Here is a 23,236-nt window from a genome sequence, read left to right as displayed (position 1 = left end):
GGTTAATTTATTAAGGAATTAAATGCGGGGTGCTTCCCCGCTTTTTAGGAAAACAAACATGGCTTACTCAACATTTTGTCAAACACCGAATGACGCAACCCAAGAACCTATGTTCTTTGGTCAAAACGTTAACGTGGCACGCTACGATCAACAAAAGTATGAGATATTCGAAAAGTTAATTGAAAAGCAATTGTCTTTTTTTTGGCGCCCAGAAGAAGTTGATGTAAGCCGTGACAAGATTGACTTTGCCAGTCTTCCTGAACATGAAAAACACATTTTCCTGTCTAACTTAAAATACCAAACTTTACTTGATTCTATTCAAGGGCGTTCACCCAATGTGGCTTTTTTACCCTTAGTTTCGATACCAGAACTAGAAACATGGATTGAAACTTGGTCATTCTCTGAAACCATTCATTCTCGCTCTTACACTCATATTATTCGTAATATTGTTAATAACCCTTCGGTTGTGTTTGATGACATCGTAGAAAATGAGCAGATTTTGAAGCGTGCTGGTGATATTGCTAAGTATTATGATGATTTGATTTTTTTGACTCAAATTCATAATTTACATGGTGAAGGTACTCACCTCATTGGTGAAAAAGAAGTTACCGTTACCCTTCGCCTTTTAAAGAAAACCTTATATCTGTGCATGATGTCGGTCAACGCATTAGAAGCTATTCGTTTCTATGTCAGCTTTGCATGTTCATTTGCCTTTGCTGAGCGTCGATTAATGGAAGGTAATGCCAAGATCATTCGTTTAATCGCTCGTGATGAAGCGCTGCATTTAAACAGCACTCAGCATATTCTGAGTTTAATGCAAGGTGGTAAAGACGACCCTGAAATGGCTGAGATTGCCATTGAATGCTATTCAGAGTCTTACGACCTATTCCTTAAAGCTGCTGAACAAGAAAAAGAGTGGGCCAAATATTTATTCAAAGATGGCTCAATGATAGGCTTAAATGAACAAATTCTTTGCCAATATGTTGAGTACATTACTAACCAGCGCATGAAAGCTGTAGGTTTACCTCTTCCTTACGAAGAGCAATCAAATCCACTGCCTTGGATGAAAAACTGGTTAGAAAGTGATGCTGTTCAGGTTGCGCCGCAGGAAGTTGAAGTATCTTCATATCTTGTTGGTCAAATCGATTCAGCGGTAGACAGCGACGAGTTTTTAGATTTTGACTTATAAGCATTTTTTTATAAAAGCGCCGATTGTTAGCCTTAAAGGCCAACCAGCGATCCTATTCGATGGCAAGCGAGAAACCTTGCTTGAGGCGCTTGAGTATAAAAAAGTAAAAGTGTTTTCAGAGTGCCGCAATGGTTTTTGCGGCGCTTGTAAAACTCAAATTATTTCAGGCGAAGTGTCTTATATCAAAGAGCCGCTAGCTGAACTTAAAGCAAACGAATGCTTGCCATGCTGCTGTATTCCACAAACGGATCTTAATCTTGCTTTATCAATGGATAATGTCGAACTAGCCGTTCGCTCTAAGTCCATTAACAAAAAACCATCGACACAACCAAAAGAAGCACTTGAATTAAGTTTCAACATTGAAACGGCAACAGCACAGCAAAACTAACGTTTGCACGGCCAATGCCATCAAATAAAATCATACCAGTCATGCATGTTAACTTTGTTGAAGTTAAAAATAGTTTACCGCTTTTTATTACCTCTGGCATGCAGTACTAATAAATCACGCATTGACATTGCTACCAGGGTAAAACCTGTCCATTTGAGTGTTTAAACACTCCGGTTTCACTTATATTCAGTTGTTCAATTAATCCAATTAAGCGTGATGCAGACTCTGTTGCAGAAATATCTCCGCCGTGATTTACCATGTCGGTTTGCACATATCCTGGGTGATAAATGCCCACGGCAATATTACGCTGTTTAAGATCAATGCTAAGCGACATAGAAGCGGCATTTAACGCGGCTTTAGACATCCGATAGCCATAGCGGCCACCAGATCCATTATCAGCAATCGAACCCATCCGTGACGTTATCATGGCAACTTTACCGCTATCGTTTATTTGCGCTTGAAGTGCGGAGACAATTCTAAGTGGTGCAAGGGCATTGACTTCAAACTGTGCTCGTATGCTATTAATATTTAGATTGGATAAGCTCTCATCACGTAATATACCAGCATTGCAAATAAGTACATCTATGGTGACCTGTTGTAGCTCGATTAACAGTTTATTAATCCCAGCATCAGTAGCGACATCAACATCAGTTATGGTGACAGCAGGTAACGCATTTAACTCAGTAGAAGAATGCCGACAGACGGCAAAAACATGACAGCCTTGTGCCAAATACCCCTTCACTAAAGCCAAACCAATACCTCGGTTAGCCCCTGTAATCACGACATTTTTATTCATATTAACTTACCTCTGCTTTGTATCGATATGTGTTGAACCAATGCATTTGTTTAAAAGATAAAAACTAGCTTATCAGGATATTAGTGCGTAAAGTACAGTAAAATCAGGTTATTATTTTAGCCAATGTTTGAGCAAGCTATGAGAAAACAACTGAATGGTATCGCTCATCTAAAATTATAAGGATTTTCGGCTATGTCATCTGCCTCTAATTCACTTTTGCTACCTACATCTGCTATTTCAAGTCCCGATAATATCAAGGCCCATGAAAATATCTGGCACCAACGCATATCGGGTGAAGATAAACAACGAAGAAACGATCACCGCAGTCCTTTTCAACGTGATAGAGCAAGAATATTGCACAGTGCTGCCTTTAGACGCCTACAAGCAAAAACACAGGTTTTAGGCATAGGCATGAACGACTTTTATCGCACACGTTTAACTCACTCACTAGAAGTCTCTCAAATAGGTACAGGTATTGCGGCGCAACTAAGACGAAAATACCCTAATCTTAAGTATTTACTGAATTCAATGAGTTTAATTGAATCATTATGTTTAGCCCACGATATTGGCCACCCGCCATTTGGACACGGTGGTGAAGTCGCTTTACATTATATGATGCGCGATCATGGAGGTTTTGAGGGGAATGGCCAAACGTTTCGAATATTGGCTCGGCTAGAACCGTACACCCCGTCCACCGGGATGAATTTAACCCGCAGAACACTTTTGGGCATATTAAAATACCCGGCTCCCTACTCGCAATTATGGATCAACACTCATCCTGCCCCCGTATTAAATCATCGACAATTAAAACCTTCGGATTGGCCGCCTGTTAAAGGAATATTTGATGATGATAAACCCATTTTAGATTGGGTATTATCGTGTTTAACCGAAAACGATCGCCAATTGTTTTTAGCCAGTGAGCAAAGTCTCGTTCACCCTGACTACCCGCATTTAAAGACAAAGTTTAAATCACTTGATTGTTCCATAATGGAATTAGCTGACGATATTGCCTATGCGGTTCACGATCTTGAAGATGCCATAGTGATGGGTATCGTAAATCCACACCAATGGCAGCAAGACGTTGTTGTTCCGTTACAGCACATAGAAGATAGCTGGCTTAAACATGAAATCCACACCATAGGTGCCAAATTATTCTCGAATCAACATCATTTACGCAAAGACGCCATCGGCACACTGGTTAATGCCTTTGTCACGGCGATAAATATACAAATCAAGCCTGAATTTGATGAACATTTACTCAAATATCATGCAGAGCTTGAATTAGATTTTGCCACCACGTTAAGTGTGCTCAAGCAGTTTGTATTTAAATACGTGATTAGAAAGCCAGAAATTCAAATGCTTGAGTATAAAGGTCAGCAAATTGTGATGGAGTTATTTGAAGCGTTTGCATCTGATCCCAAGCGATTATTACCCCTGAATACTGGTGAACGTTGGCTAAAGGCTCAGCAGGAAAATAATAATCCAATGCGGGTGATTGCGGATTATATTTCTGGTATGACAGATGAATTCGCGGCTAGATTACATCAACAATTATTTGGCAGTAAAACCGCCGGCATTTTAGAGCTCAACAGAGAGCTTTGATACTTAGGTTATTGTTTTTAAATATTTTCATTCACGCGCTTACTCGACACAGAAAAATCATCGCAGTAAGCACAATATATCGAAAATCATACGAGTGTATTTAATTGGGTAAGCACTTAACCATGTATAAAGTGCTTACCAAAAAACTACAAGGCTCAAAAGAAATCTAGGATTCATCAGATTGAATTTGTGTTTGTTTAGTCTGTCGCCACGATTTAACAAAATAACGCAGTGGAATTTGTGACACTAAAATACCTGCCAACATCAAACTGCACCCTAGCAAGGCTCGTGGTTCTAGTGTTTCATCTAATATTAAAATGCCACCTATTGCAGCGAACACAGTTTCTAAACTTAAAATAATCGCGACATGTGCTGGATGGGCATTTTTTTGGGCGACGACCTGCAAGGTATAACCGACACCCACAGAGACAATGCCAGAATAAGCCAAGGCTGCCCAGGCTAAAGTTATGTTACCTATTTCAGTCGTCTCAATTATCAGTGATACCGCGATACTCAACAAGCCACAAAAAATAAATTGTAAATGCGAAAGTAAAATCGGAGAGTGCTTTTTAGCAAAATGATCGATTATAAGGATATGAATAGCCCAAAATACCGCGCCGATAAGTTGCAATAAATCACCATAACCAATGCTCATGTCATCCTTAATACTTAGAAAGTAAAGTCCGAAAACCGCAATAGCACAGCCTACCCAAGTATTTACCCCTGTTTGGTGTTTCAGGATCAATCCTAATACAGGTACGATGACAATATACAAACCTGTGATAAAACCCGCATTGGCTGCTGAGGTAAACTGTAAGCCTACCTGTTGTAATGATGCCGCAAAAAACAACACTGAACCGGCACTCATAGCGGCCAACACTAATGACTTTTTATCGCCAATTAATAACGATTTTTTATGAGCAAAAAACCATAGTAATGGCAGTAAACTTACTGCACCAATTAAAAAGCGTAACCCGTTGAACATAAAAGGAGATAAATGATCCATCCCCATTGATTGGGCAACAAATCCAAAGCCCCAAACAGCGGCAGTTAATAGGAGTAATAAATTGGCAATCACAGCGCATTCCATCGATAAAAGAAAACAAGACTACTTAAGTTGCTGATTGACTACAAGCACCCTTGAAAATTAATCTTCCAAGATAAAAAATGAGAAAATCCTTTAGAATAGTCTAGGTCTGAGTTAACTTAATTTCAGCGCATTAAGCGGCATCCATATAGCAATCGTGTAGTTACCAATGACAGCTATTTTGCAAAAAAATTAAGGTTTACATACTTTATATGCAATTAAATGATTTTTTGATCCGCTTTCAACTACAGCCTCTTTCGGTCAGTAACATCAGCTCTGCGCCAGCTCATTTCCCCGGACGTGAAGCGGCAGTCTTGATCCCAATAGAGCAAATTGATGGTCAGCTCTACCTCCTGTTAACTAAACGTCCTTTACACCTGAGGCATCACCCTGGGCAAATTAGTTTTCCAGGAGGGAAATTAGAAGACAATGATAAGAATGCAACAGATACCGCATTGCGTGAGGCTGAAGAGGAAATTGGACTACAAAGGGGCAACGTTACAGTTATAGGCGCTTTCCCTCCCCACAAAACCTTTACCGGATTTACCATCACCCCGATTATAGGGATTATTAACCAACCATTTGATTTAATCATTGATCCCGGTGAAGTAGACAGTTGCTTTAAAGTCCCATTAAATTACTTTAAACAAGGCGAAAATCGTCATTTGGGTCAACATTGGCGAAAAGGCAAGCTGTATCAAGTGCATTATATGCCATTTGAAGATAAATTTATTTGGGGCGTAACAGCGGCCATTATTGATTTATTGTGCCGCCATATTGATAATTGATAACTGAGAACTACACCACGTAACGTATATATAACCCCGCGGATAATGAAACAAGAAATAACAACGGAATATTGAACCAAAATCCAATTCGAGCCGTCGTTTTGGCGTAAAAATTGACCAACAAATTGAGCAAGCTTATGCCTGCGCACCACCAAATGATATATTCTAATTTCACGGTTAACGCCGGATCCCAGTCAAATCGCACTTCAACCCCTTTTGATAAAAAATATCCAACCGCGCGATCGGGTCTTGCCTCACCATAAATCAGTAATGCATATATCGCCAAGCTCCAGCCTAATAATGACAATATTGTTAATATGATTTGAAATATATCTAATCGAGTCATCTTTCTACCCTATCCTCTTTGTGCACTGATTTTTGCAGCGTTAGTCATGGACCAATCCAAAATCACAAAAAACAACACCAAAAAGATCAATTTTACATGTTATTTACGTCTGCTAATTAAAACTATCGGATTAATACACTTAGAATAACGTTTTCAGCTTGAGAAAAGCCACCATAAAGGTAAGATAAACACAAAATTACTTACTATTTTGATCTTGGAGAATAAAGCAACAATGAGCATTGCATCTGTCGCTTCAGTTTTTAAAGGTGAACACGCTGTTGGTTCATCAGTAACCGTACAAGGATGGGTTAGAACTCGTCGTGATTCAAAAGCGGGTATCTCATTCTTAGCCGTTTATGATGGTTCATGTTTTGACCCAATCCAAGGCGTTGTGCCAAATAGCTTAGATAATTATGAGCAAGACGTTTTAAAGCTAACCGCAGGTTGTGCCGTTGAAATGACCGGTTCAGTTGTCGAATCTCCAGGTGCAGGACAGGCATTTGAGCTACAAGTGACCTCAATTAATGTTACTGGTTTTGTTGATGATCCAGACACCTATCCTATGGCAGCTAAGCGTCACTCAATTGAACACCTTCGTGAATTAGCTCATCTACGTCCACGCACCAATATTATTGGTGCTGTTGCCCGCGTACGTAACTGTTTATCACAAGCTATTCACCGTTTTTACCATCAAGAAGGTTTTATTTGGGTCTCTACGCCACTGATCACCGCTTCTGACTGTGAAGGCGCGGGCGAAATGTTCCGTGTATCAACCTTAGACATGGAAAACCTGCCGCTAACTGATGCTGGCAAAGTGGATTACGACAAAGACTTTTTCGGTAAAGAAGCATTCTTAACCGTATCGGGTCAGTTAAATGCTGAAACTTATGCGTGCGCTTTATCTAAAGTGTACACTTTCGGACCAACTTTCCGTGCTGAAAACTCTAATACAACTCGTCACTTGGCAGAGTTTTGGATGGTAGAGCCTGAAGTTGCATTTGCAACATTAGATGATGCTGCAGAACTAGCAGAAAAAATGCTTAAGTTCGCTTTCAATGCCGTGCTTGAAGAGCGTATGGATGATTTAACCTTCTTTAATCAGCGTGTAGATAACACAGTTATCGAACGTTTACAGTCATTCGTGAGCAGTGATTTCGCGCAGGTAGATTACACTGACGCAGTAGAAATTTTAAAGAATTGTGGCAAATCATTCGAGTTCGCTGTTGAGTGGGGTATCGATTTACAATCTGAGCATGAACGTTACCTAGCAGAAGAACACTTTAAAGCGCCTGTGGTAGTTAAAAACTATCCTAAAGACATTAAAGCTTTCTATATGCGTCTTAACGATGATGGTAAAACTGTTGCGGCAATGGACGTGTTAGCTCCTGGCATTGGTGAGATTATCGGTGGCGCACAACGTGAAGAACGTTTAGATGTACTTGATGCGCGTTTAGCTGAGATGGAACTAAGCCAAGAAGATTACTGGTGGTATCGCGATTTACGTCGCTATGGCACAGTGCCACATGCAGGATTTGGTTTAGGCTTTGAGCGTTTAGTCTCTTATGTTACTGGCGTAAACAACATTCGTGATGTGATCCCATTCCCTCGCGCACCTCGTTCAGCTAACTTCTAATAGGTTTGCTTACTGATATAAAAAACGCGCTTAATTAGCGCGTTTTTTTATGCTCAAAACAAATGACATTAAACAATTTCCGTATATCAATCTCAACTAAGAGGCGATGATAAGTTGCTCTCTAAGTTGTTTAACTTCATCTCTTAACGCTGCAGCTTGTTCAAATTCTAGGTTTTTTGCATGCTCAAGCATCTGCTTTTCAAGCAAATCAATTTGATGACTAATGTCAGCAATGCTCAGGTATTGTGGGCTGGTTTCTGCCACTTTATCCAGCTTACCTATGCTTTTAGTGCGTTTACCTTGTTTACTTTCTCCCACATCCATGACATCAGTAATGCTTTTTACTACGCCTCTTGGCGTGATGCCGTGAGTTTGGTTATGTAAACGTTGTTTTTCACGGCGGCGTTCGGTTTCTCCCATTGCCTTAGCCATCGAGTTGGTGATCCTATCTGCATAGAGGATCACTTTGCCATTAATGTTACGAGCCGCACGTCCAATAGTCTGGATAAGTGAACGTTCAGAACGTAAAAAACCTTCTTTATCCGCGTCTAAAATACACACTAGCGAGACTTCAGGCATATCTAAACCTTCGCGCAATAGGTTAATTCCAACGATCACATCAAAATGCCCTAAACGCAAATCGCGGATAATTTCCATGCGTTCAACAGTATCAATATCCGAGTGAAGATAGCGTACTTTCACTCCATGTTCGTCAAGATAATCGGTTAAGTCCTCACTCATCTTTTTGGTTAATGTGGTCACAAGTACTCGTTCATTAACCGCAACTCTTTTATGAATTTCCGATAATAAATCGTCAACTTGAATGCCAACGGGTCGGACTTCAATTTCAGGATCAAGTAAGCCAGTGGGTCTAACGACTTGCTCGACTATCTCACCTTCACTTTTATCTAATTCATATTGGCTCGGGGTAGCCGAGACAAATATTGTTTGTGGCATTAAGTTTTCAAACTCTTCAAACTTAAGGGGCCGATTATCAAGTGCTGATGGCAATCGAAAGCCGTATTCCACTAAAGTTGTTTTGCGGCTTCTATCACCTTTATACATGGCGCCAATTTGCGGAACTGTAACATGAGATTCGTCGATGATTAACAGGCCATCGGCAGGTAAATAATCTAATAGTGTCGGTGGCCCCTCTCCCGGTGATCTCCCCGATAAATAGCGTGAATAATTTTCAATGCCAGAACAATAACCTAGTTCTACCATCATCTCTACATCATATTGAACTCGCTCCGTAATCCGTTGCGCTTCTATTAGCTTATGATTCTCAAGTAAAAAATTCCGACGTTGTCTGAGTTCTTCTTTGATGAATTCAGTTGCAGCCAAAATTTTTTCCCTTGGAGTGACGTAGTGCGTTTTAGGATAAATAGTGGTACGGGCAATGCGTTTAATAATCTGTCCTGTGAGTGGATCAAACTCACTTAACCTTTCAATTTCATCGTCAAATAATTCAACACGAATAGCATCACGTTCAGAATCGGCGGGAAATATATCGATGACCTCTCCTCTAACCCGATATGTACCGCGCTGTAATTCAATATCATTGCGCTTATATTGCAACTCACTGAGGCGAATTAATATGTCCCGTTGCCCCATAAAATCCCCTTGACGAAGATGCAGCAACATTTTTAAATATGAATCTGGATCACCCAGACCATAGATAGCCGACACAGACGCGATTAAGACCACATCTTTACGTTCTAAAAGCGCTTTAGTCGCTGACAGGCGCATTTGTTCAATATGCGCGTTAACCGAGGCGTCTTTTTCAATGAAGGTATTTGAAGCGGGAACATAGGCTTCTGGTTGGTAGTAATCATAATAGGAAACAAAATATTCAACGGCGTTATCAGGAAAAAATTCTTTCATCTCACCATAGAGTTGTGCAGCAAGGGTTTTGTTGGGTGCCATGATGATCGTGGGGCGGCCCATAGTTTGGATTACATTGGCTATGGTGTATGTTTTTCCCGAACCAGTTACGCCTAACAATGTTTGGCTAGCGACTCCATTTTGTAATCCCTCCACTAATTGGTTAATTGCTGTGGGTTGATCGCCTGCTGGAGTATATTGAGAGTTTAAACGAAAGAGCTGATCTGGCACGCGGAATCTCTTTTTTTGTATAATGCAAATATCATAATAAAAAAAGCCTATTTCCCCTAGAAATTAATTGCTTTGAAAAACGTCAATCATGGATAAATGTCAAATTACTGATATAGAGATGAAACTATTAAACAAAATGCTTTACCACAGTAAAAGTCGCTTTTGCAACCTTAAACCTCAGCGTTAACTGCAATTTAATACACAATAGTCGTTTGTAACTAATTACAATTTTGCAACCTGATCACCATTGGTTAAAAAAAACATCTTGCTTTTTTTAAATCATTTAAAAACAAGAGCTTAAGCTCATGCTAAATAAATCTACCATTTTAAGCTGAACTGAGGCTTAATCAGTGTTTGCAGCCTATAAACAAGAGTAACCCACAAGCTTATCCACAGATTTAGTGGATAACTCATTAAACCTCAGGCAGCATGCGGGGTTGACGTTATGGTCAATTCCATCAACTGTCATTAAAGCTTGATGAAAGTTTATTACATTTGAAATCTTTTCATTTTTTATGTTGTACTGCTTTACACTAAACATGACTAGGTTGAGGGTGATTCAGGACAGCAGTTAGTGGTCTTTGGATGGTTTTTATCACTCGATAATTTAACTAAGCTAAGCATTGAGACTAATTCTTATCCAATAACCTCTCTACTTTGCTCTACTGACTGTGTTGAATTTAGTTGCAATAGGCCAGATATTACAGGTGTAATCACCTTATTTTCTGTAAAAAGTACCAGTTGCAGTTTAATCACATTGATTAAGGGTACTTTAAAACTTATTTACTCATCTATTACTCAGTTCAGGTTAACGACCACTTTTACCGATTCAATCACAGGCAAGCTTTTAAGAAATTGTTATCACAAAATAATCCAAAACATTCATTGCTATGAGTCGATGATTAGTATGCTTAGCTATTAGCAGTGTTAGATACGTTGAAGTATTACCATCTAGTTCAATTATCATTATTTGAAGTGATTAAAACCTGAAAATACCCCTACAAAATATTCGCTGACGCAATAATGAAGTCATCTACTTAATTGACCATCCTGCGAATGTTAAATTGGCCATGTCATTATATGTGGTGTTTGTTTCATGATTAATCGTTTAACCCTTCTTCTATCAGTTTGAGTGTGATTACAACTCACATCACATCTTCTGCTCATGTTAAATGAAACTAATGTGTCCAATTTTTACCATTAATGCCCAAAAGTCGTTCACGATGCACATTACATGAGCAGTTAACAAGTTAATTTCACTTTTTTTTAGAACTCGAGTTGACTCATGCAACAGAGCGTTTTACTATGCGCTCCGTTCTCAGCAATACATTGTTGTTCGATTCCCCAGTAGTTCAGTCGGTAGAACGGCGGACTGTTAATCCGTATGTCACTGGTTCAAGTCCAGTCTGGGGAGCCAAAACAAGTTGAGTTGATTACATTATTATAGAATTCCCCAGTAGTTCAGTCGGTAGAACGGCGGACTGTTAATCCGTATGTCACTGGTTCAAGTCCAGTCTGGGGAGCCATATAATAAATTTAAGTATTCCCCAGTAGTTCAGTCGGTAGAACGGCGGACTGTTAATCCGTATGTCACTGGTTCAAGTCCAGTCTGGGGAGCCACTTAAAACATTGATAAATTCCCCAGTAGTTCAGTCGGTAGAACGGCGGACTGTTAATCCGTATGTCACTGGTTCAAGTCCAGTCTGGGGAGCCATCAAATAAAAGATAGTTAAGATTCCCCAGTAGTTCAGTCGGTAGAACGGCGGACTGTTAATCCGTATGTCACTGGTTCAAGTCCAGTCTGGGGAGCCAATTAAATATCTTATTTATTCTTACACTGCCCCCTCTTTATATATAAATCCTACCGCTTATTCATACCCTGCTAACATATAACCTGTTTAGGCTAGTGATTTAGTCTTAGTTATTCTGTTATGATACTTTGCTTATGCAATTTTATCTCTTTGGTATAAATCAAAATTTAACTATCCAGTTTTTAAATATTTTTTAGCCACTGATGTTTGTACGAAAAGAGATCACCCTTATATTATGGATATCTTATGGGCTTATCAAAATCCTTCCAATTGATACTACTGCTCGTATTCGGGTTGTTGTTTCTGCGTGTTTATACACTTGAAAATCATCAAGTTCAAAGTCATGCTCAAACAGTAAACCAAAACTTTACTGCCTATGCTGTAAATTACCAAGATTGGACTGGTAATGGTAAGGAACTCTACGAAATCTTTAGTCGTGATAATGACTTGCAATTTTTTCAATTCAGCCACAAATCCGATAGCACATATAACTATACTTTTGGTAGCTTGGCTAAGCGTGAACCAAATATTGCAGATAAATTTTTTACCCTCAATTTAGATCACAGTTTCAATTTACCAGAAGGTAGGTTGCAAGTTCGTTTGAGTACTAAAACACTGTTAGACAATAGTTTAGCGAATTTACAAACAATATTTGAACAGCTATTGATTACCTATATCGTTTTAATGCTGTTATTTGCCCTTTTAGTTTTCGCCCTTAAAAAACGTATCAAGTATGCAGCTCATTATATCGATAGTATTCCAACGCTTTCGTTTCAAGCCATCGAAGCATCACGCCTTAATGGCTTGCTTAGCCCTATTAGTATTGCATTAGAGAATTGCCGTTGCCGGCTAAAAGAAAACTTAGAGCAGGTAAGGCTTGAAAATGAAAAACTCACCAAATTGGCTTATCTTGATCCTGTCACTGAGTTTTCGACTCGGCCAAGATTTACAACTCAATTAGACAAGTTAATTCAACCTCAAAAAAATGAATTTGGTGTGTTAGTTATCATTAAAGCATCAGAACTGGCGAACATAAATCAACTTCATGGTCGTTTAGCGGGAGATGATTATTTAGGGAAAGTATCTGACTGCATTCGAAATGCAGGCAATCGAAACACGATTAAAGAGTATTATAGAATCTCCAGTAGTGATTTTGCCCTTTTTCTGGAGAATTCAACGCTAAAAGACAGTAGTAATTATATTGAAAAACTCAAACAGCAATTCGATGATTATACCTTAAACACTCAAAAAGACTCAGTAGCACATATAGGTATTGTTCCCTATCAATCAGAGGATGATCCGGTAACATTATTAGCTATGGCTGATTCAGCCGTAAGTATTGCACAAACACTGGGGCCAAATCGTTTCCATTTCCTAGAAAAATTTGATGGTAATGAAAAATTCGGTGACGAACACTGGAAAATCACCATCAACAATATTATTGACCGTCGCGCAGTTAAATTTTATCAACAGCCCCTATTACCTTGTAACAATGACAAAGACTTATATCGTGAATTATTAGCCCGTTTTTTTAATGCCGAAGGCCAGCATTTGCCGACAGCAACGGTAATAGCAATGTCTGAAAGATACGGCCTAAATATCGAATTAGATAAAATGATTGTGACAAGCACGTTACAGTTAATCCAAGACAATCCAAACTTAACGGGTTCAATGGGTGTCAATATCAGTGCCACATCGGCTTTACAAGACGAATTTATCTTTTGGTTAAAAGATGTATTAAGCAATCACCGAAAAGCGGCATCTCGGTTGGTTTTTGAAGTGAATGAATCTGGAATGCAAACAAATTTAAATACCAGTTATCGTTTTGTGTCTGAAATCCATAAAGTCGGTGCTAAGGTTGCCGTCGAGCGTTTTGGTCTTGGATTTACATCTTTCAAATTCTTTAGTGAAGTTCGTCCAGATTATATAAAGCTGGACAGTAGCTACAGTGATCAAATTGAATCTGATAATAATAATCGTTTTTTTGTTCGTATGATTGTTGATATCGCTAAAAGAATGCACATATTAGTTATCGCTACTGGTGTTGAGCGTCAAGATGAAAAAATGACCCTTGAAAAGTTGTTTATCGATGGCTATCAAGGGTATTACTTAGCAAAACCGAGTGAGGTTATGACGTCGGAATAACATCGTTTTCGACAATGCGTGGCAAACAATATGGACATATTTCTGTAAAGGTTAGCGAAAATCTCGTTAACCTTATTTTTTATCCGTTGTTTCTCAGCGCTAAACCTTAGATAATACGCAGATCTTTTAATAATAAATGCGTAGCGATGACAGAGTATCTCCTCTTATTGATTGGTACCGTACTGGTTAACAACTTTGTATTAGTCAAATTTCTTGGTTTATGCCCCTTTATGGGGGTATCCAGTAAGCTGGCATCCGCGATTGGTATGTCAATGGCCACCACCTTTGTGCTTACACTGGCATCGATTTTAAGCTACTTAACCAATGAGTTCTTGTTACAACCATTTGATTTATCTTATTTACGAACCATGAGTTTTATTCTGGTCATCGCGGTAGTTGTTCAATTCACTGAAATGTTAGTCCAAAAAACCAGTGCCACACTGCATCGCGCATTGGGTATATATCTACCATTAATCACCACAAACTGTGCCGTGTTAGGTGTCGCACTGCTTAACGTAAATGAAGATCATAATTTTCTACAATCGGCGGTATATGGTTTTGGTGCTGCAGTCGGGTTTTCATTAGTGTTAATTTTATTTTCTGCAATGAGAGAACGTCTCGCCGCTGCTGATGTACCATTACCCTTTAGAGGCGGAGCAATTGCAATGATCACAGCAGGCCTTATGTCATTGGCCTTCATGGGATTTGCGGGGCTGGTAAAATAATGATCACTCATATTTTTGTCGCTGTAGCGGTATTGACAATTTCAGCCATCGTTTTTGGGATCATTTTAGGCTACGCCGCCGATAAATTTAAAGTGGAAGGCAACCCGATCATAGATCAAGTGGAAGCGCTTTTACCGCAAACACAATGTGGTCAATGTGGATACCCTGGATGCCGTCCTTATGCAGAAGCCATAGCTAACGGTGATAAAGTCAATAAATGCCCACCTGGCGGCACTGCTACTATGGAAAAATTGGCCGAATTGATGGGTGTTGACCCCGAACCATTGGATCAAGTAGCGCAAGAAGCAGTAAAAAAAGTCGCATACATTCGAGAAGACGAATGCATAGGCTGTACTAAATGCATTCAAGCTTGTCCTGTCGATGCAATATTAGGCGCAGGTAAATTAATGCACACTGTCATTGCTAAAGATTGTACCGGCTGTGATTTATGTGTTGAGCCCTGCCCGGTTGACTGTATTGATATGCTTCCGGTAGAAACCACATTAAAAAACTGGGACTGGAAGCTTAATGCAATACCTGTAACCCTTGTGTCAGAAAGCCTTGAGGAAAGATAGTGTTAACTTTATTAGAACAATTAGATAAAGGCTCACTTTGGCAGTCTCCTGGCGGCATTCATCCTCCAGAACTTAAACAATTATCAAATCAGCAAGCCATTGGTCGATTACCATTGGCCAAACAGTTTGTCGTGCCGATCCCTCAGGTTGGCGAACAAGCTCGTTTATTGGTTGAGGTTGGTCAGACGGTTTTAAAAGGCCAAGTGTTAACTGAGGGCACGGGTTTTATCTATTTACCAGTTCATGCCCCTACATCTGGAACGGTCACAGCGATTAAGGCCGTTGCCAGTAACCATGCATCAGGCTTACCCGTATTAAGCTGCATCATAGATGCTGATGGTTATGACAATTGGTGCGATCTTATTACGTCAGATCCAGCAGCACTTTCTAATGATGACATTATCACCAAAATCAAACAGGCTGGAATTGCCGGTATGGGCGGTGCTGCATTTCCAACCCATATCAAATTAAACACGGCCAGTGAAATTGATCTTGTCATCATCAATGGTGTTGAATGTGAACCTTATATCACCTCTGATGATCGTTTAATGCGTGAATACAGTAACGAGATCCTAAAAGGCATAGAAATTATTCATCGCCTATTAGGTCCACAACGCATCATTATCGCCATTGAAGACAACAAGCCAGAAGCCGCACAAGCTATGCAGCAGGCAATTCACCTTAGTAAATTGCCAGCAAACAGCACAAGGGTTACAGTCATCCCGACTAAATATCCATCTGGTGGTGAAAAACAGCTGATTCAAATTATCACAGGTAAAGAAGTGCCAAGTGGCTGCTTACCTTCTCAATTAGGGATTGTGGTTCAAAATGTGGGCACAGCTTTTGCTATCCAAGACGCCATTTATTCTGGTAAACCTTTGATTGAGCGCGTGGTGACTTTTACGGGAAAAAACATTCACCAACCAGGAAATTATTGGTTACCCATTGGTACTCCAGTAGCTGCAGCACTTGAGCTTGTTGATTTCAGACCATCAACAACTCAAAAACTCATTATTGGTGGCCCTATGATGGGTTATGCCATACATGATCCTTATGTGCCTGTACTAAAAGGGACTAACTGTGTTTTAGCCCCTTCCAATGAAGAAATTAGTCCGGACAGTGACGAAAAAGCCTGTATCCGCTGTGGCGAATGTGCCATTGCATGTCCTGCACTTTTATTACCACAGCAATTGTTTTGGCATGCTAAAGCGCAAGAATATGACAAAGCCGCTAGTTTCAATTTACAAGACTGCATTGAATGCGGCTGCTGTAGCTATGTTTGTCCAAGCGATATTCCATTAGTTGAATATTATCGTATAGCTAAATCAGCATTAAGAGTTGAAGCTGAAGAAAAAGTCCTCGCAGAACAAGCCAAACTAAGGTTTGAAGCCAGACTGCAACGCTTAGAAGATGAAAAACTTGCTCGTGAGGCAAAAGCTAAAGAAGCCGCTGAAAAACGCCAAGCAAATATGAAGTCATCCGATAAAGATGCTGTCGCGGCGGCTATGGCAAGAATAGCAGCCAAAAAAGCGGCACAGTCTAATGAAGCGAATCTGCAATCGATCGTTAAGCATGATGCCAATGACAGCACTGGCGTAGATAAAAAATCCGCAGTAAGTGCTGCAATTGCTAGAGCAAAAGCCAAAAAGGCAGCTCAATCGGCTGAGCAATTTTCGATAGAAAATAATGCTACGCAAACACCATCCAATACTCACAATCCATCAGATAGTGTTGTCGAAGGGGGTATTTCGCAACAGAATCTAATCGCTGCTGCGGTTGCCCGTGCTAAGGCCAAAAAAGCGGCGCAAAATAATCAAGCTATAACATCGGATGAAGCTGTTAATGGCTTAGCTGATAGTTCAACGTCAGATACTGATCCATCACTGAATGACAAAAAAGCCAAAGTCGCTGCCGCGATTGCCAAAGCTAAGGCGAAAAAGTTACAACAAACAGAAATTGCATCCGATTCAGCTGACACTGAGCCTAATGAAGATAATTCAATAACCGCATCTGCCAATGGCGCAATGGCGAAAAAGACTATAGCTGATGACAATACTGATCCAGCTGAGCAGGATAAAAAAGCGCGTATAGCTGCTGCAGTTGCAAAGGCTAAAGCGAAAAAGTTACAGCAGGTAGAAACAAGCAATGTTGAGTCACAATTATCAAGTTCATCGATAACACTAGAACAAACCCCAAATTTAGATAGTGCCGTACTGGATAAAAAAGCCAAAATTGCAGCTGCGGTTGCTAAAGCAAAAGCGAAAAAGTTGGCTCAACAAGCCGAGAAAAAGGATTAATCATGGCATTTAAGATTGCCTCATCGCCCCATGTAGGCTCGACGTTACAAACCGCCAAAGTCATGCAAAGAGTCGCACTGTGCTTACTTCCTGGTATTGCGACTCAGCTGTACTTTTTTGGATTTGGTACTTTGTTGCAAATAGCAATCGCGGTTATAACCGCTTATGCAGCAGAAGCAGCCATATTATCATTGCGAAATCGCCCCATAAAATCTACTTTAGCTGACAATAGTGCCTTGGTCACCGCGTTACTGCTGGCTATTGCCATTCCACCATTAGCCCCTTGGTGGGTTGTTGTTATTGGTACATTATTTTCAATTATCATTGTTAAACATCTCTACGGTGGTCTGGGTAATAATTTGTTTAACCCTGCTATGGCGGGTTACGTTTTATTACTCATCTCGTTCCCAGTACAAATGACCGACTGGGTTTCACCTATGTCAGCTGCACAGCAATCTGTTGATTTAACGTATGCCTTAAATGCGGTATTCAATTCAGCCTCGGATATTTTAGTGATCGGCCACAACTTAGCAATTGACGGCTCCACAATGGCAACACCGCTTGATACATTGAAAACGGACTTATCAATGGGTATGACAACCCATGAAAGTCTTGCCAAACCTATCTTCTCCGGCATGGCAGGTTTGGGATGGTTTGAGGTCAATTTGGCTTTCCTTATTGGTGGCTTGATCATGCTCAAACTAAAGATCATACGTTGGCAGATAAGCTTTGGGATCCTAAGCGCGTTGTTTATTTGTTCCAGCTTCGGTTTTTTACTCAACCCAGACACCCATGTCAGCCCAATGATGCATTTATTTTCAGGCGGCACCATGTTAGCGGCTTTCTTTATTGCAACCGACCCCGTCACGGCTGCGACAAGTCATCGAGGGCGTATTATTTTCGGCGTTATGATTGGGGTGTTAATTTATGTGATTAGAACCTTTGGTGGCTATCCAGATGCTGTGGCATTCGCCGTTTTATTGGCAAATATGTGTGCCCCTTTTATTGACCATTATGTTCGCCCTAGAACATATGGCCATCGTTCAGGGAGTTAAATTGTGTCAATAAAAGATAATTCAATGCTTAAAAATGGCACTATTCTGGGCATCTTCGCTTTGTGTTGTACTGGCTTAGTTGCGGTTGTAAACGGGCTGACGAAAGACACCATTATACAGCAGCAGCGTGCGCAACTTAGTCAAACATTAACTCAAGTAATCCCCACGCAATACCATGATAATGAATTAGTATCGCAATGTATTTTGGTTAACTCCCCTGATCTTTTGGGGACAGATGAAGATTTACCTGCTTATATCGCAATGCAATCACAAATACCGAGTGCCATTGCAATTGAAGCTATTGCACCTGATGGGTATAACGGGGGCATAAAGCTTATCATCGGCATAGATAATGATAATAATATCTTAGGCGTACGCACCCTACTTCATCAAGAAACACCTGGGCTGGGTGATAAAATTGAACTGCGAAAATCAGATTGGGTGACTCATTTTACTGGTCAGCAATGGCACAAAGACGATCCTTCTTGGAAAGTAAAAAAAGATGGTGGTCAATTTGATCAATTTACTGGCGCGACTATTACCCCAAGAGCCTATGTAAAGGCCATCAACAACGCCGTTACTTTTGTTGATGTAAATCGAAAAACACTTTACCAAAGTGGTCGCCGCTGCGGAGAATCCCATGAGTAAGTATTCAGAAATCGCTAAGCAAGGGTTATGGTCTAATAACCCAGGTTTAGTCCAGTTATTAGGTTTATGTCCGCTATTAGCCGTGACTGCCACAATTACGAATGCACTTGGATTGGGTCTAGCAACATTAATAGTGTTAGTCGGTTCTAATATATTAGTGTCTTTGGTTCGCGACTATGTTCCTAAAGAAATTCGCATCCCGGTTTTTGTGATGATTATTGCCGCTCTGGTTACCTGCGTACAATTACTTGTCAATGCCTACGCCTATGGCTTGTATTTATCGCTGGGGATTTTCTTGCCACTCATCGTCACTAACTGTGTGATTATCGGTCGTGCAGAAGCGTTCGCATCTCGTAACACCCTTGCTCACTCTGCCTTTGATGGCTTAATGATGGGAATGGGTTTTACTGCTGTGCTTGTCGTACTGGGCGCAACACGCGAGGTACTTGGGCAAGGTACTCTTTTTGATGGCGCGGATTTACTACTCGGAGAGTGGGCTAAATCGCTTACACTTCATCTATGGCAAGTCGATAATGCATTTTTGTTAGCGTTACTTCCCCCAGGTGCATTTATTGCCATGGGATTATTAATCGCCTTAAAAAACTATATTGACCAAAAGGTTAAGCAGCGCCAGCCTAAAATAATAACCCAGGCGGTGGAGCGTGTACGTATCACCAAAGTGAGCTAGTTTTCTGATGAATAAACAAAAGCGAATACAAATACTCAAACGATTACGGGACAACAATCCGAAACCTGAGACTGAGCTCAATTTTAGTTCCCCTTTTGAACTGTTAGTCGCCGTAACCCTCTCAGCTCAAGCAACAGATGTCAGCGTTAATAAAGCCACTGATAAATTGTTCCCCGTCGCCAATACTGCACAGGGAATTTATGATTTAGGGGTCGACGGATTAAAGCAATATATTAAAACCATAGGTTTATACAATAACAAAGCGGTTAACGTCATTAACGCCTGCAAAATGTTAATAGACCTTCATAATGGCGAAGTACCTGAAAATCGTGAAGCATTAGAAGCGCTACCCGGTGTCGGTCGCAAAACGGCTAATGTGGTACTAAATACCGCCTTTGGCTGGCCTACAATCGCGGTGGACACCCATATCGACCGCGTATCGAATCGTACTAAACTAGCCATGGGCAAAAATGTCGTTGAAGTTGAACAGAAGTTATTAAAAGTTGTACCTGCTGAGTTTAAAGTTGACGTACATCACTGGCTTATTCTTCATGGTCGCTATACCTGCGTGGCGCGTAAACCACGTTGTGGTAGTTGTATTATCGAAGATTTATGTGAGTTTAAAGACAAGACTGAATGATCATTGACCGGTTTGTATTTACATGTAAGTGAAGGAGAAATAGCAGTTACCTTCGACTATCATCCATAGTTAATAGTCTGTAAATTTACGATGCGATATCTATCAATTTTGATGGTGTTCTGGTCAGTAACTTACTCTACTTGGTGTGCACAGCACGTATGCCAAAATACGGCTCTCATATGATCGAATATTTTTATTTATATAAGAGTAAAACTGAATAACAAACCTATCTTCGTGAAAACTATTAAAGCTTTCAAATGATATTGTCCCTCATCAAACGTCCAACAGCAGCAGTTGTTCTGTCGACTCCATTAAATATGACGCTTCTATTCTCAGGTCAATTGAGCTTTTGTAATATCAATGGAATTTGCAATACTCTCTATTTCTTGCCGCCAAAACCGTAATCGAACAGAATTCGTTTTTTTTACATGCCAAAAAAGAGCGATCCGATTTTTTGAAGAATACCAAGGCAACGGAGCGATAGAAAATTGTTTAAATGCGCTTAATTTAAGTAAATTTGGTAAGCTAGCAATTACATCAGTTCCTTTCATCAAGGTTGCCAACGTGTCAAAATCAGGAGCATCGATGGAAATTTTTCGTTTTTTCCCTAATTTTCGTAAAGCAACATCAATGGTAGAAGAAGGATCGGGACCAAGCGATACCACGCCATGTGGCCGAACACAAAAATCGTCAATATCTACTGGTTCACTGGTCATGGTAGCGTCATAAAACACCGAAAACTCTATAGGCATCAACCCTTTTTGCACAATGTTGTCACCATCTAATATCCCTGTAGGAAGTAATGCTAACTCCACATTCCCATCAGTTAAGTCTTTCACTAATTCAAACGAAGAGCCGGTTGTTTTAATCGTTAACCTTAGGTGAGGCGCCAACTCTCGAATACGCTTTAACAGTGGTTTAACAATGAGGTCACGCTCTAGCGCATTTGCCGCAATAATGAGTTGGCTAGTATCATTTTCGGGATGATATTGAGCAACTTGGCTAAATTCAGAAAGAGAAACAAGAATTTCTCTCGCTTGCGGAACAAGCAACTCTGCACGCTCTGTTGGGATGACTCCTTGACCTGAGCGTATAAATAACGGGTCATTAAACTGGGTACGCAATGACTCCAACCAATAGCTTAATGTCGATTGATTAACATCAAGAAGCCTTGCAGCTTGTGACAATGACCCCGCATCAAAGATGGTAACCAACAGGTGTAATTGTTTTCCATCTATATCCAAATAATTTCCAAACTTCATTTTAGCTATCAACTTTTTCAATAATAACTATCAAACTTATCAGCTTTTTCTGTCAACGCAAAATATTTATAGTAATTAGTGTCAATCACATTAACAGAGGATAATCACATGATTGTTATTACAGGCGCCAGTGGCAGTTTAGGCAATTTAGTTGTAGAGGCTTTATCAAATAAGCAAAGTCAAACGTCAATCAAGCTTACTAGTCGCACTCCCGAAAAGCTATCTTCATGGAATTCGAAGGGATACAGCGTTGCTCACTTTGACTTTGATGACCCCGCAAGTATGGAAGATGCACTTATTGGATGCAGTACTCTATTGCTTATTTCAGGCGATGCGCCAGTTGAGAAACGAATTAAACAACATGGATTTGCCATTGACGCTGCGAAGAAAATGGGGGTCAGCCATATTGTTTATACTAGCTTTGTAAATCCCGTTGAAGAAAGTTTGTTTCCATTTGCAAAAATCCATCAGCAAACTGAACGCTCTTTAATCGAGTCAGAGATCAGCTATAGTATATTGCGCAACCCAAGCTATATTGAAAATTTAGCTGGCGCTTTGACCCACGCTCGCCAAACTGGCGTATTAGCGTTACCCGGAGCTAAAGGGAAATCGACCTACTTAGCCAAACAAGATATTGCCAAAATTATTGTTGAATTACTGACAAGTAACAATGAGTCATCTTCAATCTATGAACTTAGCGGTCCTGAGGCTATCGACCTTTTCGAAATTGCTACATTGGCAAGTGATATTTGGGAAACTAAGGTAGAGGCACAAGTATTGCCAGAAGAAAACTTTAAGCAAATGCTTTCGCAAGTGGGTTTACCTGAGTTTATGGTAACGGCCATTTCAGGTTTACAGCAAGCAACCGCAGCAGGAGAATATGACCTAGTATCAAACACAGCAACCCAAATATTAGGAAATAAAATGTTGACGATACGCGACTATTTGAAAACTTTTGCCTAACCTTTTTTACTAAACTTAGGAGCTAGTTATGAAATTTATCGGTGCATTTATAAAACTATGGGCGTTTAATATTTATATATTATCGCTGCTTTCAACGTCAGTGATCGCAAATGAATTAGTTAAACCAACCGAATCATTAGAAGGGACACAAATTACTTACGAATATACCAGCGGACGAAAATATAACGTTAAGTTTGAAAAAGAGGGAATTTCTTATCAGTATCTGACGGGCTCTAAACCCGATACATGGTGGGGACCATTTAACTATCAAGCATTTGAAGTCTCAAACAACCAATATTTTGTAAGTTGGTATGAAGACGGGTATGGCGATCATGTTACTTTATTAATCAACTTTAAAGATAAAATTTTGTACGGAAGTGCATTAATAATTCTGCCTGATGATCACGAAATCCACTTTCACGGCGCCGAAATAATTAAGGATAACCACTCAAAAAAATAGCGACCTCGGATGTTAATTTGACC

General features: G+C 40.1%; 20 protein-coding genes and 5 tRNA genes. 20 read left to right on the top strand and 5 right to left on the bottom strand.

Annotation, left to right across the window (positions count from 1 at the left end; translation table 11 throughout):
• Window positions 1–58: 58 nt before the first annotated feature.
• On the top strand, window positions 59–1,189 hold the full coding sequence (nrdB, locus tag IEY03_RS02170) for a class Ia ribonucleoside-diphosphate reductase subunit beta (RefSeq protein ID WP_188839686.1): 1,131 nt from the start codon (window positions 59–61) through the stop codon (window positions 1,187–1,189).
• A complete protein-coding gene (gene yfaE, locus IEY03_RS02165; RefSeq protein WP_188839685.1) occupies window positions 1,179–1,577 on the top strand; it encodes a class I ribonucleotide reductase maintenance protein YfaE in 399 nt (132 codons plus the stop codon). The genes nrdB and yfaE overlap by 11 nt, the downstream gene beginning before the upstream one ends.
• 130 nt (window positions 1,578–1,707) lie before the next feature.
• On the opposite strand, the gene IEY03_RS02160 is transcribed toward yfaE, so the two are convergent.
• Complete coding sequence (locus tag IEY03_RS02160; protein ID WP_188839684.1) at window positions 1,708–2,373, bottom strand: SDR family oxidoreductase; 666 nt, start codon at window positions 2,371–2,373, stop codon at window positions 1,708–1,710.
• Window positions 2,374–2,565: 192 nt separating this feature from the next.
• Between IEY03_RS02160 and IEY03_RS02155 the strand changes: the two genes are divergently transcribed.
• Window positions 2,566–3,975, top strand: coding sequence for an anti-phage deoxyguanosine triphosphatase (locus IEY03_RS02155; protein WP_188839683.1), 1,410 nt, complete (start codon window positions 2,566–2,568; stop codon window positions 3,973–3,975).
• Window positions 3,976–4,141: 166 nt separating this feature from the next.
• On the opposite strand, the gene IEY03_RS02150 is transcribed toward IEY03_RS02155, so the two are convergent.
• Window positions 4,142–5,053 (bottom strand): DMT family transporter, encoded by a 912-nt coding sequence (locus IEY03_RS02150; protein ID WP_188839682.1) that lies wholly within the window; start codon window positions 5,051–5,053, stop codon window positions 4,142–4,144.
• 221 nt (window positions 5,054–5,274) lie between these two features.
• Between IEY03_RS02150 and IEY03_RS02145 the strand changes: the two genes are divergently transcribed.
• Window positions 5,275–5,850 (top strand): CoA pyrophosphatase, encoded by a 576-nt coding sequence (locus IEY03_RS02145; protein ID WP_188839681.1) that lies wholly within the window; start codon window positions 5,275–5,277, stop codon window positions 5,848–5,850.
• A 10-nt stretch (window positions 5,851–5,860) separates the two neighbouring features.
• Here the strand turns inward: IEY03_RS02145 and IEY03_RS02140 are convergent, their stop codons facing one another.
• A complete protein-coding gene (locus IEY03_RS02140) occupies window positions 5,861–6,196 on the bottom strand; it encodes a hypothetical protein (RefSeq protein WP_188839680.1) in 336 nt (111 codons plus the stop codon).
• A 232-nt stretch (window positions 6,197–6,428) separates the two neighbouring features.
• Between IEY03_RS02140 and asnS the strand changes: the two genes are divergently transcribed.
• Window positions 6,429–7,829, top strand: coding sequence for an asparagine--tRNA ligase (gene asnS / locus IEY03_RS02135; protein WP_188839679.1), 1,401 nt, complete (start codon window positions 6,429–6,431; stop codon window positions 7,827–7,829).
• 96 nt (window positions 7,830–7,925) lie between these two features.
• Here the strand turns inward: asnS and uvrB are convergent, their stop codons facing one another.
• Window positions 7,926–9,944, bottom strand: coding sequence for an excinuclease ABC subunit UvrB (gene uvrB, locus IEY03_RS02130; RefSeq protein ID WP_188839678.1), 2,019 nt, complete (start codon window positions 9,942–9,944; stop codon window positions 7,926–7,928).
• A 1,341-nt stretch (window positions 9,945–11,285) separates the two neighbouring features.
• On the opposite strand from uvrB, the gene IEY03_RS02125 reads away from it, so the two are divergent.
• The 13 genes from IEY03_RS02125 (at window position 11,286) to nth (ending at window position 20,528) form a co-directional block, all read left to right on the top strand.
• Window positions 11,286–11,361, top strand: a tRNA-Asn gene (locus IEY03_RS02125).
• Between the two features lie 33 nt (window positions 11,362–11,394).
• A tRNA-Asn gene (locus IEY03_RS02120) sits at window positions 11,395–11,470 on the top strand.
• 18 nt (window positions 11,471–11,488) lie between these two features.
• Window positions 11,489–11,564 (top strand) — tRNA-Asn (locus IEY03_RS02115).
• An 18-nt stretch (window positions 11,565–11,582) separates the two neighbouring features.
• Window positions 11,583–11,658, top strand: a tRNA-Asn gene (locus IEY03_RS02110).
• Window positions 11,659–11,680: 22 nt separating this feature from the next.
• Window positions 11,681–11,756, top strand: a tRNA-Asn gene (locus tag IEY03_RS02105).
• A 245-nt stretch (window positions 11,757–12,001) separates the two neighbouring features.
• The gene (locus IEY03_RS02100) at window positions 12,002–13,900 is read left to right on the top strand and encodes an EAL domain-containing protein (RefSeq protein ID WP_188839677.1); all 1,899 of its coding nucleotides are present in this window, start codon (window positions 12,002–12,004) and stop codon (window positions 13,898–13,900) included.
• Between the two features lie 146 nt (window positions 13,901–14,046).
• Complete coding sequence (rsxA, locus tag IEY03_RS02095; RefSeq protein WP_188839676.1) at window positions 14,047–14,625, top strand: electron transport complex subunit RsxA; 579 nt, start codon at window positions 14,047–14,049, stop codon at window positions 14,623–14,625.
• On the top strand, window positions 14,625–15,200 hold the full coding sequence (gene rsxB / locus IEY03_RS02090; protein WP_283103301.1) for an electron transport complex subunit RsxB: 576 nt from the start codon (window positions 14,625–14,627) through the stop codon (window positions 15,198–15,200). The genes rsxA and rsxB overlap by 1 nt, the downstream gene beginning before the upstream one ends.
• Window positions 15,200–17,497 (top strand): electron transport complex subunit RsxC, encoded by a 2,298-nt coding sequence (gene rsxC, locus IEY03_RS02085; protein ID WP_188839675.1) that lies wholly within the window; start codon window positions 15,200–15,202, stop codon window positions 17,495–17,497. The genes rsxB and rsxC overlap by 1 nt, the downstream gene beginning before the upstream one ends.
• 2 nt (window positions 17,498–17,499) lie before the next feature.
• A complete protein-coding gene (gene rsxD / locus IEY03_RS02080; protein ID WP_188839674.1) occupies window positions 17,500–18,552 on the top strand; it encodes an electron transport complex subunit RsxD in 1,053 nt (350 codons plus the stop codon).
• Window positions 18,553–18,576: 24 nt separating this feature from the next.
• On the top strand, window positions 18,577–19,200 hold the full coding sequence (gene rsxG, locus IEY03_RS02075) for an electron transport complex subunit RsxG (RefSeq protein WP_188840022.1): 624 nt from the start codon (window positions 18,577–18,579) through the stop codon (window positions 19,198–19,200).
• Window positions 19,193–19,888 (top strand): electron transport complex subunit E, encoded by a 696-nt coding sequence (locus IEY03_RS02070; RefSeq protein ID WP_188839673.1) that lies wholly within the window; start codon window positions 19,193–19,195, stop codon window positions 19,886–19,888. Before rsxG ends, IEY03_RS02070 begins: the two co-directional genes overlap by 8 nt.
• A gap of 7 nt (window positions 19,889–19,895) precedes the next feature.
• On the top strand, window positions 19,896–20,528 hold the full coding sequence (gene nth, locus IEY03_RS02065; protein WP_188839672.1) for an endonuclease III: 633 nt from the start codon (window positions 19,896–19,898) through the stop codon (window positions 20,526–20,528).
• Between the two features lie 332 nt (window positions 20,529–20,860).
• On the opposite strand, the gene IEY03_RS02060 is transcribed toward nth, so the two are convergent.
• Entirely contained in the window at window positions 20,861–21,790 is a 930-nt protein-coding gene (locus IEY03_RS02060) for a LysR family transcriptional regulator (protein WP_188839671.1), read from the bottom strand.
• Between the two features lie 108 nt (window positions 21,791–21,898).
• Here IEY03_RS02060 and IEY03_RS02055 point away from each other — a divergent pair, with 108 nt between their 5' ends.
• A complete protein-coding gene (locus IEY03_RS02055) occupies window positions 21,899–22,753 on the top strand; it encodes an NmrA family NAD(P)-binding protein (RefSeq protein ID WP_188839670.1) in 855 nt (284 codons plus the stop codon).
• Window positions 22,754–22,781: 28 nt separating this feature from the next.
• Window positions 22,782–23,213, top strand: a complete 432-nt coding sequence (locus IEY03_RS02050) for a phenolic acid decarboxylase (protein ID WP_188839669.1) — start codon at window positions 22,782–22,784, stop codon at window positions 23,211–23,213.
• Window positions 23,214–23,236 lie beyond the last annotated feature (23 nt).

It is taken from the genome of Shewanella aestuarii, assembly GCF_014647215.1.
In the GTDB taxonomy this organism is placed as follows: Bacteria; Pseudomonadota; Gammaproteobacteria; order Enterobacterales; family Shewanellaceae; genus Shewanella; species Shewanella aestuarii.
This window is presented reverse-complemented; position numbering and strand designations above follow the sequence as displayed.

Coding starts and splice junctions, on each gene's coding strand:
- nrdB (WP_188839686.1), top strand. CDS start 59: ATGGCTTACTCAACATTTTGTCAAACACCGAATGACGCAACCCAAGAA.
- IEY03_RS02160 (WP_188839684.1), bottom strand. CDS start 2,373: ATGAATAAAAATGTCGTGATTACAGGGGCTAACCGAGGTATTGGTTTG.
- IEY03_RS02155 (WP_188839683.1), top strand. CDS start 2,566: ATGTCATCTGCCTCTAATTCACTTTTGCTACCTACATCTGCTATTTCA.
- IEY03_RS02145 (WP_188839681.1), top strand. CDS start 5,275: ATGCAATTAAATGATTTTTTGATCCGCTTTCAACTACAGCCTCTTTCG.
- IEY03_RS02140 (WP_188839680.1), bottom strand. CDS start 6,196: ATGACTCGATTAGATATATTTCAAATCATATTAACAATATTGTCATTA.
- asnS (WP_188839679.1), top strand. CDS start 6,429: ATGAGCATTGCATCTGTCGCTTCAGTTTTTAAAGGTGAACACGCTGTT.
- IEY03_RS02100 (WP_188839677.1), top strand. CDS start 12,002: ATGGGCTTATCAAAATCCTTCCAATTGATACTACTGCTCGTATTCGGG.
- rsxA (WP_188839676.1), top strand. CDS start 14,047: ATGACAGAGTATCTCCTCTTATTGATTGGTACCGTACTGGTTAACAAC.
- rsxB (WP_283103301.1), top strand. CDS start 14,625: ATGATCACTCATATTTTTGTCGCTGTAGCGGTATTGACAATTTCAGCC.
- rsxD (WP_188839674.1), top strand. CDS start 17,500: ATGGCATTTAAGATTGCCTCATCGCCCCATGTAGGCTCGACGTTACAA.
- rsxG (WP_188840022.1), top strand. CDS start 18,577: ATGCTTAAAAATGGCACTATTCTGGGCATCTTCGCTTTGTGTTGTACT.
- IEY03_RS02070 (WP_188839673.1), top strand. CDS start 19,193: ATGAGTAAGTATTCAGAAATCGCTAAGCAAGGGTTATGGTCTAATAAC.
- nth (WP_188839672.1), top strand. CDS start 19,896: ATGAATAAACAAAAGCGAATACAAATACTCAAACGATTACGGGACAAC.
- IEY03_RS02060 (WP_188839671.1), bottom strand. CDS start 21,790: ATGAAGTTTGGAAATTATTTGGATATAGATGGAAAACAATTACACCTG.
- IEY03_RS02055 (WP_188839670.1), top strand. CDS start 21,899: ATGATTGTTATTACAGGCGCCAGTGGCAGTTTAGGCAATTTAGTTGTA.
- IEY03_RS02050 (WP_188839669.1), top strand. CDS start 22,782: ATGAAATTTATCGGTGCATTTATAAAACTATGGGCGTTTAATATTTAT.